Raw genomic sequence first — 13,180 nt, forward strand, 5'->3', positions numbered from 1 at the left:
ATTATCTTCAATTGGGTATATTTCACCAGCTCAATATGAAACAGACTACTATGATAATTTAAACGAGTCAGGTAAAGTGGCCTGACTTAAACAAACTGGTCTCCGATGAACTCGGGGCGATTCACTCCTGCGTTATTCTAATTGCTTACATCCATGTAAGAATAAATAAAAACCGAGCAAAGCTTCCGCGCCCTGCTCACGCCCCCTACCCTGCATCTATGTAGGCAACCAAGAGAAAATAGCGCCTAGGAAGAATCTTTTGGGGGCTGTTAATTTAACCTTGAAGGTTCAACAGACCCTAGCCTTTTTATTATTGACCTAAAGTATACCGAGTGTTCACTTAACGACTAAAAACAAAGGAACTACCCAACCCTAGCGCTTAAATTTAGTTTCTAAAATTACAGAAGATGTTGTTCGCTCCACCCCATCAAGATTTCCTATATCGTCCAACAAATGACTAAGCTGTTCTAAATTTTGAGCTTGGACCACTGCAATTAAATCAAACTCACCACTTATGGCATAGAGCTGTGAAATAGCATCAATTTGCTTAAGCTCAATGTTTGTTTTAGTTGTTAATTTTTGTCTTACTTTTATAGACACATGAGCTGATACCATTTTACTAAGGTAGTCGTCACCGTAATCAACGCTGTAACCTTTAATCACACCGGTTTCTTCTAATTTGAGCATTCGGCTCTGTACTGTTGAACGAGACAAGTCAAGCATTCGCGCAAGATCAGAAATACTCGCTCTTGCATTTGTTTTTAGTACAGAAAGTAGCTTTTCATCTTGTGGAGTTATCATAATGGTTATTTTCTTCGTTATTTTGACTTTTATTTTAATCATTTTTCACAAAATAGCACTGCAATTTTAACAGCTAACCTTCGATAATGACCTCTATAAGAAATAATAACGTGTTTGCTGAAGAATAAAGGCTATATTCTTCTTTGAGTTAGCAACTAATCTTTTATCTAAGCCCATTAAATTTAGGTGTAAAAATGCAAGTAACAAGAGACTTATTTAACGACGTAATGGTACCAAACTATAACCCATCAGCAATTATCCCAGTTCGTGGTGAAGGTTCACGCGTTTGGGATCAAAATAACAATGAGTTCATTGATTTTGCCGGTGGTATTGCCGTTAACTGTTTGGGTCACTGTCATCCTGCATTAGTTAAAGCATTAAAAGAGCAAGGCGAAAAAATTTGGCATTTATCAAATGTTATGACCAATGAGCCAGCACTTCGTTTAGCTCAAAAAATGGTTGAAGCAACATTTGCTGATAAAGTTTACTTTGCAAACTCAGGTGCAGAAGCAAACGAAGCAGCCCTCAAGCTAGCGCGTCGTTATGCATTGGACGTATATGGCGCTGAAAAAACGCAAATTATTGCATTTAATAAAGGTTTCCATGGTCGCACATTCTTTACAGTAACTGTGGGCGGGCAAGCGGCTTATTCAGATGGCTTTGGTCCAAAACCTGCTGACATAGTACATTGTGATTTTAACGATATAGCGGCATTTGAAGCGCTGATCAGCGATAAAACATGTGCTGTTATGATGGAACCATTACAAGGTGAAGGCGGTATTATTTCACCAACAGATGAATTTGCTAAAAAAGTACGCGAACTTTGTACTAAACATAACGCGTTACTTATTTTTGATGAAGTACAAACGGGTGTTGGTCGCACAGGCGATTTATACGCCTATGAAGGTTTAGGGGTTGTTCCTGACATTTTAACAACGGCAAAAGCATTGGGTGGTGGTTTTCCTATTGGCGCTATGATCACTCGTACACCTATTGCTGAGCATTTAAAAATTGGTACTCACGGTTCTACTTATGGCGGAAACGCACTTGCTTGTGCTGTGGCCGAAGCGGCATTTGATACAGTAAATACACCAGACGTACTAAACGGTGTTAAAGAGCGCGAGCAATTATTCCGTGACGGATTAAACGCAATTAACGAAAAATATAACGTATTTAGCGAAGTACGTGGTAAAGGCTTATTAATTGGCGCAGTACTAAATGACAAATTTGAAGGCCGCGCACGCGACTTTTTAATAGCCAGTGCTAATAATGGTTTGATGAATCTTGTAGCGGGTATGAATGTAATTCGTTTTACACCGTCTTTAATTATTCCGTTTGAAGATATTAAAGAAGGCTTAGCGCGCTTTGAAAAAGCCGTTAGCGACGTAGTAAACGGTTAATATAGTTTAAATTAGCACGCCTAATGGCGTGCTATTGGAGCAAGCAATAAATGCAAGTATTACGTCCTATTACTGCCAATGATTTTGACGCGCTTAAACAAATAGCGATTGAATCCGGTCATGGGTTTACCTCTTTACCTGTGGACGATACACAGCTTAAAGAAAAAATTGAACGTGCTGAAAAAAGCTTTGCCAAAAACATTAACCAGCCACTTGATGAAAGCTATTTATTTGTTTTAGAAGACAGTGAAACAGGTGACGTTATTGGCACAACCGCTATAGAAGCCGCGGTAGGTTTATCGGTGCCTTTATATCATTATCATTTGGGTAAAACAGTACACCACTCGCCTACTTTAAATGTATATAACACCGTTGATATTTTAAGCATGTGTAACGACTACACTGGTTGCTCAGAAATATGTACATTATTTTTGCGCGAAAATAGCCGTAAAGGCCTAACGGGTCGATTTTTATCTCGTTCACGCTTTTTGTTTATGGCTCAGCACAGCGAGCGTTTTGCCGATACTGTAATCGCAGAAATGCGCGGTGTTAGCGACGAAGACGGTCATTCTCCTTTTTGGCAATGGCTACAAGAGCACTTTTTTAGTATCGAATTTCCACAAGCGGATCACTTAGTTGGCTTAGGCGATAAGGTGTTTATTAGCGAGTTAATGCCTAAGTACCCTATTTATGTGAACTTGCTTAGTAAAAAAGCCCAAGCAGTGATTGGGCATGTGCATGAAAAAACAAAACCTGCGCTAAAACTATTAGAAAAGGAAGGTTTTGAGCACAGAGGCTACGTTGACTTATTTGATGCAGGCCCAACAGTTGAAGCAAAGCTTGGTAATATTCGCAGCATTCGCGACTCTCAAGTTTGCCCTGTTACGATTGGCGAGCTTGATCACATATCACAAAATAGCTCTGATACGCTGGCCGTATGTAATCAAGGCGTAAGTGGCTTTAGAGCGACATTTACCAAAGACGCACACTACAATCATGCAAAACATACCCTCGTCATTAGCCAAGATGTGGCTAAGGCACTTAATTTAAGCCAAGGAGATGCAGCGCGATTTTTCCGCCTGTAAATAATTTATGAATACACACCTAATTAATAATCAGTGGCATGTGGGACTTGGTCCAGCATTTGAGTCAATCAATCCAAGTAATGGCGATGTGGTATGGCAAGGTAATGGCGCAAACACTGATCAAGTAAATTCAGCTATAAAAGCAGCTAGAGCCGCGCAATTACAATGGGCAGACAAACCACTTAAAGAGCGTATCGCCATTTTAGAAAACTTCGCAGCACAATTAAAAGAACACAGCGAAGAATTTGCTACTATTATTGCACGCGAAACGGGTAAGCCATTATGGGAAACCCGCACCGAAGTGGGCGCAATGACAGGTAAAGTAGCTATATCTGTAAAAGCGTACCATGAGCGTACAGGTACAACCGAAAACCCAATGCCCGGTGCTAAAGCGTTTATTAGACACAAACCGCATGGCGTTGTGGCTATTTTTGGCCCATATAACTTTCCGGGGCATTTGCCAAACGGGCATATTGTTCCTGCAATTTTAGCCGGTAATACTGTTGTATTTAAGCCATCAGAATTGACTCCACACGTTGCAGAATTTACCCTCTCACTTTGGTTAAAAGCAGGTTTGCCAGCGGGTGTTATTAACCTTGTGCAAGGTGAAATTGAAACTGGTAAAGCGCTTGCTTCTCATAAAGATATAGATGGCTTGTTTTTTACCGGTAGCTCAAACACAGGCCACTTATTACATAAACAGTTTGCAGGACACCCTGGCAAAATTTTAGCGCTTGAAATGGGCGGCAATAATCCTCTTATTGTAAAAGATGTGAGCGATATAAGCGCCGCTGTACACGATATTATTCAATCAGGCTTTATTACCTCAGGTCAACGTTGTACGTGTGCACGTCGCTTATTTATTGGAAAATCAGCCAACGGCGATGCTATTTTAGAAAAGCTAATAAGCGCAACTAAAAACATAGTTGTAGACGACAGCTTTGCTACAGAGCAGCCTTTTATGGGTGCAATGATAAGCGAAAAAGCAGCACTGGGTATGGTTGCCGCGCAAAGTGAATTAGTCTCAAAAGGTGCACAAATCCTTGTTGAACTTAAGCAATTAAAACCAGGCACAGGTTTTGTAAGCCCGGGCATTATTGATGTAACAAACATTACCGACATGCCAGATGAAGAGCATTTTGGACCGCTAATTAAAGTGTATCGTTATACCGACTTTGACAGCGCAATTATTGAAGCCAACAACACAAGCTTTGGTTTATCTGCAGGTTTACTTAGCGACAGTGAAGATGACTACACTCACTTTTTAAAGCGCATTCGTGCCGGTATTGTTAACTGGAACCGCCCCATTACAGGTGCCTCCAGTGCAGCTCCATTTGGCGGTATTGGCGCCAGTGGTAATCACAGAGCAAGTGCATACTATGCCGCCGATTATTGCGCATACCCTGTCGCATCTGTGGAGTCAGACAAAGTGAGCTTACCGCAAACCCTAGCGCCGGGCTTAGTAATTGAATAAGCAATAAAACCAAATTTTAGATTTAAGGACTTAACATGAATACTGATGTAAACACATTATTTGAGAACCTTTGGGAAAACTATTTAAACGTAACTCCATCGGCAGATAAAATTCATGACCTTTTAGGGTCAACGCAAAAAGATGACATCATTAACGATCATATTGCGCTGCGTACATTTAATATAGAAAAAGTGGGTCTTGAAAAGCTCGCCGCTCACTTTTTAGCAATTGGTTACAAAGAATGTGGTGAGTACCACTTTGAAGCTAAAAAACTTTACGCAAAACACTATGAGCATAGCGATCCTAATCAGCCAAAAGTATTTATCTCTGAACTATTAGTAGAAAAATGCTCGCCAGAGTTACAAGCCATCGTGACAGATATGGTAAGTCAAATTGACGAAAGTGCAGTTACAGCAGACAACTTTTTATATTCAGGCACGCATTGGCAAGTAAGCACCGATACTTACAAACAACTGCTAGCTGAAAGCGAATATGCAGCGTGGATGTCGGCGTGGGGTTACCGTACCAATCACTTTACCGTAAATATTAATACGCTTGCTAAGTTTGATAACATTCATGATGTTAACCAAGCCCTAAAAGACGCCGGCTTTTCGCTTAATACGTCAGGCGGTGAAGTTAAAGGCTCACCAGAGGTGTTACTAGAGCAATCGTCAACACTTGCTGATGAATACTCAGTTACCTTTAGTGACGGTGATATGAGCATTCCTAGCTGCTTTTATGAGTTTGCTATTCGTTACCCTAAAGCAGACGGCGAGCTTTATACTGGTTTTGTTGCAGCCTCAGCTGACAAAATATTTGAAAGCACGAACGCTCGATAGCAAAACCTAAAGTACCTTATTTTAAAAAGCCCGTTATGGGCTTTTTTTATGTCGATGTGTCGATAAGTTATATTGATTAATTATAAAAATAGCGGTTTATAATCGTTTTCTAACTTTTCAAACGACAAGTCGCCAATAAAACGACCGAAGCTCAACCAAGTTGCCAAACCGCGTAAATCTTTAAAGTGTGGTGGTACAAATTGTGGACTCTCTATTACACCTAAATCATGAAGCTGCGATATTAATCTAAAATCATCTATCGATATTTTACCTACCAGTAATAAAGGAAGTCTATCTATTCGACCAAGCTGTATTGCAACGCGTATTAAGTTATAAACCAGTACAAAGCCTTTAATGTAAGCAATATCTTTTGTAAAAGGCAAACCTGTTGGCGTACTGCCTCTAAATACACGCTGCGCAAGTGTGTAGCTGTCATCTTTTGATAAACCTTGCGCTACGTAGTCACGGTAAATGTCTACAAACTCGGCGCCATCTATTACCTTTGTAACGGCTTGAATACGATTCACTAATTTAGATAAACGCCTTGGAGTTGATTTTAAAGTAATAATTTCGGTAAGGACCGCTAAGCCTTCTTGGGTAATAGTGGAGCTTGGCGTGCCTTTACTCAAACACGTTAAATAAGGCTGAGCTAAACCATTTTGAGTGGTACCGACGTGTATCCACCCTTCGTGAACTTCTAAAATATCAAGTTCGCGCTGAGAAAACTTAACATCTTGATTAAGCTTTATATTATTAGCACCTGCGGCTGCATCACTAACAATACCATCGCTAAGCATTACCTCAACGTTTATGCCTGCCATACTAGCAGTTACTTGCTCAGACAGAATACGCACTGCATCAACAGCATCAATATTTTTAGGGTCGTCAGGCAGTATGTCGGCTATAAGTAAATTTTGCAGCGGTTTATCTAGCATATTAGCTAGCTCAGAAAGTGAGGGCTCACCGGCATGAAATAAATCTTTAGGGTGACCAAATAACTCCACCGATAAGTCATGAAACTCTGGTGTGCCACGATACTCAAGCATACTTAATACTGTTTTATACTCTGTGCACATTTTTCCCATGTATTGAGCTATGGGATTTAACTGCCCCAATTGGTTAATAATGTTACGGTGCAAAGTAGAAAACGCTTGGCGTAACTCGCTAGGTACAAAACCAAGATCGCGCTGTTGATAGTATGCACGATCGATCAGTGGATTTTTTTGACATTTTTGTCTAAAAAACTCCTCTTTAGTTTGTTTATCCCAATTAATAGCATCGAGTATCCTAATAGGCGTTTGCAATGCAATTAATTGATCCGATAACTCACGAGTTTTTAGTAGTAACGCCTTGTCTATCATGGTGTAAGCTCAACAATAAATGAATTTTGAGCATAATTTAAAAAGGCCAAATTACAAAGCAATATCACATTTTTTTAGCTATTGTTTTTAAGATGATCGACCCTCATATCTATATCGTATTAGCTTTTTAATAAAAGGTATAAAACATGAAAAACGAACTCGACAATAAACAGATTTTAGCCGTATATGAACGCATAATTCAAAAAGGTGAAATGACTGATGAAGGCAAACATTATCAGGGAGTTACTGCATATTCAGACGTAGACGGTTACACCGTATATCTACAAGGTAGCGGCGTAGAACTGCGCTTTGGTTTTCATAATACTTACCACCTTGACTACGAGCATGAAAAGCATAAAGACGACTTTTTGAAAAAATTATATAACATTGCAAACGAGAGCTAATGCACCCACGAAAACTAAGACACCGCCCGACCAGTAAGCTCAATACTACTTTTATTAATCAAGTAGTAGAAGAGCTTAAAGCTAATCCAAGTAAAGTCTCTATTATTCAAGACAACCTAGAACAGTACCGTTCTCAAACTCATTTAAAGCGTGGTTTTTTACTGGCTATAGAGCGCTTTGATTGGGTATTTGAAGCAAGCAAAGATATTGATTTCATTTGCCAGCAAATTTTAGCTGATGACTACATTGGCAATAGACTAAGACGTTACCCCCTACTTTTTAAAGGCGTTATTAATAATGCCTAACCTTTCAATACCAAGCGCTTTAAAGCGATAAAACCACAAAGTTTACTCTCCATATAAATTTATTAGAGCACTAAGCAATTGCAGGTTTAGTGTTCTTTTGTATCAAAATAATACTATTAGTACTCTAACTATTATTGTTCTAATGGTTTTTTGACATTTTATTCATTTATTGCTGTAAACAAATCATTACTATTATTAAATTTAAAAATTAAATTCTCAAGCTACTGTTTTAAATAAAATTAAACAAATAAAAACCACATCTTCTTTGTCCTATTAATTGCTCTTTTATTAATGATTAATCTACATTTTGGCATCTAGGTATTTACTTCAGCCTTGAATTGTTAGAGCTATTACCTTAAGCTTATGTTTATTGAACGTTCAATTAATAAAAATTATGCCTAAAGTCGGAATGGAACCTGTCAGACGTCAGCAGCTAATTGACGCAACTATAGAGTCAGTTGCTACTAAGGGACTACAAGGCACAACTATAAACAGCATTAGTAAAAATGCAGGTTTGTCGTCAGGCATCATTAGTCACTATTTTAATGGTAAGCAGGGGTTAATTGAAGCCACGGTTAGATACTTACTAACAAGCTTAAAGCAAGGCTTAATAAGTAAAGTAAATCATCAAACCACTGCCATTGAGCGTTTAATGTTTATTATCGAAGCCAACTTTGCGCTTGTACAACAGCGTAATGATACAACCCGAACGTGGTTAAGTTTTTGGGCGCAATCGATGCATGATGAAGAATTACACAGACTACAAAACGTAAACAGTAAACGCTTGCAAAGTAATTTAGCATTTTCTTTTAAGCAATTAATGCCTATTGAGCAAGCAAATCAAGCTGCAGAACTTAGCGCCGCAATGATCGATGGCCTATGGTTAAGAGCAGTACTGAGTAAATCAGACAATAATCAGTTTAAACACAGTGAAAAGTTAGCAAAGAGCTATGTACTTTCACTTATCAAGCAATATGGAGCCTAGCGTGACTACACCTGTCTATCAAAATTTTATTAACGGCCATTTTCTTGCAAACCAGAGCGGCAAAACATTTGATGTAACAAACCCAGCAACGGGTGAGGTTATTTACGCAGTAGAAATTGCCGACGAATTTATTCAAAACGCAGCCATTGCCAGTGCAAAGCAAGGTTTTGCACAGTGGTCAGCAATGACACCTATTGAACGTAGTCGTATTTTATTAAAAGCAGTGGCTATTTTACGCGAGCGCAATGATGAGCTAGCACTTGTAGAAGTACTCGACACCGGCAAACCAATGCAAGAAGCTAATTGTGTTGATATTGAAACCGGCGCTGATGTAATTGAATACTTTGCAGGCCTTGCGCCAGCACAAGTAGGCCAACAACAAATGGTTGGTGATGACTTTTACTACACACGTAAAGAGCCATTAGGTATCTGTGCGGGTATAGGTGCATGGAACTACCCACTACAAATTGCATGTTGGAAGTCGGGCCCTGCCCTTGCTGCTGGTAATGCATTTATATTTAAACCATCTGAAGAAACACCACTTGGCGCTATTAAACTTGCAGAAGTATTTGTTGAAGCTGGTGTACCTGCAGGTGTGTTTAATGTTGTTCAAGGCGCAGGCGATGTAGGCCAGTGGCTAACGCAGCATAGCGATATTGATAAAGTATCGTTTACGGGTGAAGTAGGCACAGGTAAAAAAGTAGTGGCAAGTGCTGCCGGTACGTTAAAAGATGTCACGATGGAACTTGGTGGTAAATCTCCACTATTAGTATTTGATGATGCCAACATAGAGCAAGCGGTTAGCGCTGCTATGTTAGGTAACTTTTATACGCAAGGCGAAATTTGTACTAACTGTACACGTATTTACGTTCATAAAAATGTATATCAGCAGTTTATTGATGAGCTTAAAGCGCGCACTGAGAAAAACATTATTGCTGGCGACCCACAAGATTTAAATACAAACTTTGGAGCACTTATTTCTAAAAAGCATCAAGAACTAGTAATGAGCTACGTTAATAAAGGCATAGAAGAAGGTGCAACGCTTTTAACTGGTGGTACAACGCTTTCACCAGAATCTGCACCTAATGGCTATTTTGTAGCACCGACTGTGTTTATTGATTGTAATGACGACATGACTATCGTTAAAGAAGAGATATTTGGCCCAGTAATGAGCGTGCTTGTTTTTGACGACGAAGACGATGTGATTGCACGCGCTAACGGTACACACCTAGGCTTAGCTGCTGGCGTATTTACGAGTGATATTAAACGTGCTCACCGCGTAATTCATAAGTTACAAGCCGGTATTTGTTGGATTAATGCATACGGTAACTCACCGGCTGAAATGCCAGTTGGCGGTTATAAGCAATCGGGTATTGGCCGTGAAAATGGTATACAAACGCTTGATCAATACACGCAAACTAAGTCTATTTATGTTGGTATGGCCGACATAGAAAGCCCATTTTAAGGCGCCCTACTATGAGTAATCATTACGACTATATTATTGTTGGCGCGGGTTCGGCGGGTTGTGTTTTAGCCAACCGTTTATCTGAAGATTCAAGTAACCGCGTGTTACTACTTGAAACTGGCGGTAGCGATAAAAGTATTTTTATAAAAATGCCAACCGCGTTATCTATTCCTATGAATAGTGACAAATACGCATGGCAGTTTCATACGCAGCCTGAGCCTCATTTAGATAACCGTGAGATGCATTGTCCTCGCGGTAAAGTATTAGGTGGTTCGTCATCTATTAATGGCATGGTATACGTACGTGGCCACGCAAAAGATTTTGACGAATGGCAGCAACACGGTGCAAACGGCTGGGATTACCAATCGTGTTTACCGTATTTTCAAAAGGCAGAAAGCTTTTACCTTGGTGAAAATACTTACCGTGGTGGCAAAGGCCCGCTTGGCGTTAATAACGGCAACGAAATGAAAAACCCGCTTTACCGCACCTTTATCAAAGCAGGCGTACAAGCCGGTTACGCTTCTACAGATGATTATAACGCGTCGCAGCAAGAGGGTTTTGGCCCAATGCACATGACCGTAAAAGACGGCGTGCGCAGCTCTGCTTCGCGTGAGTATTTAGACCCTGTTAAATCGCGTAGTAATTTAACGATTATTACAGGTGCACTAGCACAACGCGTGATTTTAGATGGTAAAAAAGCCACAGGCATCGAATACAAAGTAAATGGCGACGTTAAAACTGCATATGCTGCAAAAGACGTTGTATTAAGTGCAGGCCCAATCGGCTCTCCACATATTTTACAACTCTCTGGTATTGGTGACACACAAGCGCTTGAAAAAGCAGGCGTTGAAGTACAGCATCATCTACCTGGTGTTGGTCAAAACTTACAAGATCATCTTGAGTTTTACTTTCAATACAAGTGTAAGCAACCTATCACGCTTAACGGCAAGCTAGGCATTGTTTCAAAAGGTTTGATTGGCGCGCGCTGGTTATTAACGCGTTCGGGTTTAGGTGCAACGAATCATTTTGAATCGTGTGCGTTTATTCGCTCAAAACCAGGTGTTGAATGGCCAGATATTCAGTATCACTTTTTACCAGCGGCTATGCGTTACGACGGTCGAAGCGCATTTGCAGGTCATGGTTTTCAAGTACATGTTGGTCATAACAAACCAAAAAGCCGTGGTAGTGTGACTATTGCTTCTGCAAATCCTGAGCAACCACCAACCATTTTATTTAATTACCTTGAACACCAAGACGATATTGAAGGCTTTAGAGCGTGCGTTCGCTTAACACGCGACATAATCGAACAAAGTGCCTTTGATGAATACCGCGATGAAGAAATTCAACCAGGTAAACATATTCAAACAGATGAAGAAATAGATGCCTTTGTACGCCAAGCCGTAGAAAGTGCCTACCACCCTTCTTGCTCATGCAAAATGGGTGAAGATGATATGGCCGTTGTTAATTCAAATACGCAAGTACATGGTATTGAAGGACTACGTGTTGTTGACTCATCTATATTCCCAACAGTTCCTAACGGAAACTTGAATGCGCCTACTATTATGGTTGCCGAAAAAGCAGCTGACATAATTTTAGGTAAAGAACCATTACAGAAATCGGATGTGAATGTTGCCATAACAACAAACTGGCAAGAAACACAACGTAGTACGGAGATCTAACTTTAGCCACATGCTTAGGTTTAGTCTCGTCGGGCTAAACCAATGCGTGCCTTGCAGTGGCACACGATGTAAATAGGTTACGTTGTGTTAATGCGAGAATAAAACAATAAAATACGGAGTGCTTATGAATTATTTTTATTCATTACTGGAGGGTAACAATGACTATTTGGCTTAATGCAGGCATCATTTTTACCTTACTTGCTATTATCACTATTTTAATTAAATGGGGTAATGTTCGCGTAGTAGGTGTAACACCAGTTCGAACCTTTACCTTTATAGCAATACTATTTACTTCTGGCCTAGATGTTGGCCTTATTATGTTTCCTTTAACTGAGTTTGCAGGTTATGCAGACATAAAAGCAAGCCCAGAATACGCGTTTGCAAATCCACTGGCTATTGAGTTTGGCTACTGGGGATTTTTGATCTGGGGATTTTACTTTCTTACGTGCTTTTATTTCTGTGTAATAGAACCTAAAGTGAAATTTTTCGAAATTCCTTGGGTTAGATTTATCAATAACGTTGTAATTATTGGTACATGTGCATTTACCGCTTATTTGCTGCTTACAAACCTACCGTGGTATTTACCCGAATTAGGTGATGGAACAAGTATAGTTTCTGAGTTTTACTTAATTGTGTTTGCTGCTATCTGTTTTGCTGTGTACTCAAGTACTGATATTAAATATGTACGTATTTTAAGTATTTCTACTACGTGGTTATTCTTAGCTTTAATCGCCTTTATGTGGACTGGCGCATTTGTGATAGGTGATGGTCAAATGTCAGCATTTACAGATAACTTAGGTTCTATTGGTACTTACTTTGCAAACATTAATGAATTTGTTTTACCGCTTAATGATTACCATGAGTTTTACTTATTCTGGTGGTTTGCGTGGAGCATAATGATTGGTCAATTTACATCACGCTTTGTTGGTGGACTTAAAACATACCAAGTATTAGCTGCAATGTTGATTTTCCCTTCTATTCCTATTGCGATTTGGTTTAGCGTACTTTATCACTACCATGAAGCGGGCATCCCAACTCAAGGTATTAAAAACTTCGCTATGGTATTTGTAGGTATTGTATTTGTAATTAACTCACTTGATTCGTTAGTGCGTTTATATACAGATAACCTAAACTTTACCGTAAAGCGTTTTGGCAAAATGAAATACATAATCGGAAATGTTGTTGCTCTATCATTACTTACACTATTGTTTAAATTAGAATTTTTACAAATTCAGTGGGTAGGCGCATTAGTTATCGGCTTGTTCTTTATCTGTGCAGCCTTTATTGGTTACAGTAAATTTAAAACAGTAACGAATATAGATAGCTCACCAAAAGCAAACGCAATTGATTACACAAAAATAGACACAGTACACTAGGGATTA

At 39.5% G+C, this 13,180-nt stretch carries 12 protein-coding genes; 10 read left to right on the forward strand and 2 right to left on the reverse strand.

The window, feature by feature from the left end; all coding sequences use genetic code 11:
• Nucleotides 1-372: 372 nt before the first annotated feature.
• Nucleotides 373-801, reverse strand: a complete 429-nt coding sequence (locus tag H5126_RS19375; protein ID WP_002958609.1) for an Lrp/AsnC family transcriptional regulator — start codon at nucleotides 799-801, stop codon at nucleotides 373-375.
• Nucleotides 802-995: 194 nt separating this feature from the next.
• Here H5126_RS19375 and H5126_RS19380 point away from each other — a divergent pair, with 194 nt between their 5' ends.
• Genes H5126_RS19380 through H5126_RS19395 form a run of 4 tightly spaced genes read left to right on the forward strand, consistent with a single transcriptional unit; the run spans nucleotide 996 to nucleotide 5,599 of the window.
• Nucleotides 996-2,201: an aspartate aminotransferase family protein gene (locus H5126_RS19380; RefSeq protein ID WP_182712441.1), complete on the forward strand. Its 1,206-nt coding sequence runs from the start codon at nucleotides 996-998 to the stop codon at nucleotides 2,199-2,201.
• A gap of 50 nt (nucleotides 2,202-2,251) precedes the next feature.
• The gene (astA, locus tag H5126_RS19385) at nucleotides 2,252-3,286 is read left to right on the forward strand and encodes an arginine N-succinyltransferase (RefSeq protein WP_024595454.1); all 1,035 of its coding nucleotides are present in this window, start codon (nucleotides 2,252-2,254) and stop codon (nucleotides 3,284-3,286) included.
• 7 nt (nucleotides 3,287-3,293) lie between these two features.
• Entirely contained in the window at nucleotides 3,294-4,760 is a 1,467-nt protein-coding gene (astD, locus tag H5126_RS19390) for a succinylglutamate-semialdehyde dehydrogenase (protein ID WP_024595455.1), read from the forward strand.
• Between the two features lie 35 nt (nucleotides 4,761-4,795).
• A complete protein-coding gene (locus tag H5126_RS19395; protein WP_182720911.1) occupies nucleotides 4,796-5,599 on the forward strand; it encodes a DUF1338 domain-containing protein in 804 nt (267 codons plus the stop codon).
• 80 nt (nucleotides 5,600-5,679) lie between these two features.
• Here H5126_RS19395 and H5126_RS19400 read toward each other — a convergent pair whose 3' ends face one another.
• The gene (locus tag H5126_RS19400; protein ID WP_002958615.1) at nucleotides 5,680-6,960 is read right to left on the reverse strand and encodes a flavohemoglobin expression-modulating QEGLA motif protein; all 1,281 of its coding nucleotides are present in this window, start codon (nucleotides 6,958-6,960) and stop codon (nucleotides 5,680-5,682) included.
• Between the two features lie 146 nt (nucleotides 6,961-7,106).
• Between H5126_RS19400 and H5126_RS19405 the strand changes: the two genes are divergently transcribed.
• The 6 genes from H5126_RS19405 (at nucleotide 7,107) to H5126_RS19430 (ending at nucleotide 13,174) form a co-directional block, all read left to right on the forward strand.
• Nucleotides 7,107-7,364, forward strand: coding sequence for a DUF3081 domain-containing protein (locus H5126_RS19405; protein WP_008169639.1), 258 nt, complete (start codon nucleotides 7,107-7,109; stop codon nucleotides 7,362-7,364).
• Entirely contained in the window at nucleotides 7,364-7,669 is a 306-nt protein-coding gene (locus H5126_RS19410) for a hypothetical protein (protein ID WP_002958617.1), read from the forward strand. The genes H5126_RS19405 and H5126_RS19410 overlap by 1 nt, the downstream gene beginning before the upstream one ends.
• Nucleotides 7,670-8,078: 409 nt before the next feature.
• Nucleotides 8,079-8,654 carry a transcriptional regulator BetI gene (gene betI / locus H5126_RS19415; protein WP_002958618.1) on the forward strand — a complete coding sequence of 192 codons (576 nt, stop codon included), beginning with the start codon at nucleotides 8,079-8,081 and terminating at the stop codon, nucleotides 8,652-8,654.
• A gap of 1 nt (nucleotide 8,655) precedes the next feature.
• Nucleotides 8,656-10,119: a betaine-aldehyde dehydrogenase gene (gene betB / locus H5126_RS19420; RefSeq protein WP_182720910.1), complete on the forward strand. Its 1,464-nt coding sequence runs from the start codon at nucleotides 8,656-8,658 to the stop codon at nucleotides 10,117-10,119.
• An 11-nt stretch (nucleotides 10,120-10,130) separates the two neighbouring features.
• Nucleotides 10,131-11,798, forward strand: a complete 1,668-nt coding sequence (gene betA, locus H5126_RS19425) for a choline dehydrogenase (RefSeq protein WP_182720909.1) — start codon at nucleotides 10,131-10,133, stop codon at nucleotides 11,796-11,798.
• Nucleotides 11,799-11,956: 158 nt separating this feature from the next.
• Complete coding sequence (locus tag H5126_RS19430) at nucleotides 11,957-13,174, forward strand: BCCT family transporter (protein ID WP_182720908.1); 1,218 nt, start codon at nucleotides 11,957-11,959, stop codon at nucleotides 13,172-13,174.
• Nucleotides 13,175-13,180 lie beyond the last annotated feature (6 nt).

Source organism: Pseudoalteromonas sp. SG45-3 (assembly GCF_014164075.1).
GTDB classification, from domain to species: Bacteria; Pseudomonadota; Gammaproteobacteria; order Enterobacterales; family Alteromonadaceae; genus Pseudoalteromonas; species Pseudoalteromonas distincta.

Bases quoted from the DNA above. Each gene is read 5' to 3' on its own strand.
- H5126_RS19380 (WP_182712441.1), top strand. From the start codon at position 996: ATGCAAGTAACAAGAGACTTATTTAACGACGTAATGGTACCAAACTAT.
- betI (WP_002958618.1), top strand. From the start codon at position 8,079: ATGGAACCTGTCAGACGTCAGCAGCTAATTGACGCAACTATAGAGTCA.
- H5126_RS19395 (WP_182720911.1), top strand. From the start codon at position 4,796: ATGAATACTGATGTAAACACATTATTTGAGAACCTTTGGGAAAACTAT.
- astA (WP_024595454.1), top strand. From the start codon at position 2,252: ATGCAAGTATTACGTCCTATTACTGCCAATGATTTTGACGCGCTTAAA.
- H5126_RS19430 (WP_182720908.1), top strand. From the start codon at position 11,957: ATGACTATTTGGCTTAATGCAGGCATCATTTTTACCTTACTTGCTATT.
- H5126_RS19375 (WP_002958609.1), bottom strand. From the start codon at position 801: ATGATAACTCCACAAGATGAAAAGCTACTTTCTGTACTAAAAACAAAT.
- H5126_RS19410 (WP_002958617.1), top strand. From the start codon at position 7,364: ATGCACCCACGAAAACTAAGACACCGCCCGACCAGTAAGCTCAATACT.
- betA (WP_182720909.1), top strand. From the start codon at position 10,131: ATGAGTAATCATTACGACTATATTATTGTTGGCGCGGGTTCGGCGGGT.
- H5126_RS19405 (WP_008169639.1), top strand. From the start codon at position 7,107: ATGAAAAACGAACTCGACAATAAACAGATTTTAGCCGTATATGAACGC.
- H5126_RS19400 (WP_002958615.1), bottom strand. From the start codon at position 6,960: ATGATAGACAAGGCGTTACTACTAAAAACTCGTGAGTTATCGGATCAA.
- astD (WP_024595455.1), top strand. From the start codon at position 3,294: ATGAATACACACCTAATTAATAATCAGTGGCATGTGGGACTTGGTCCA.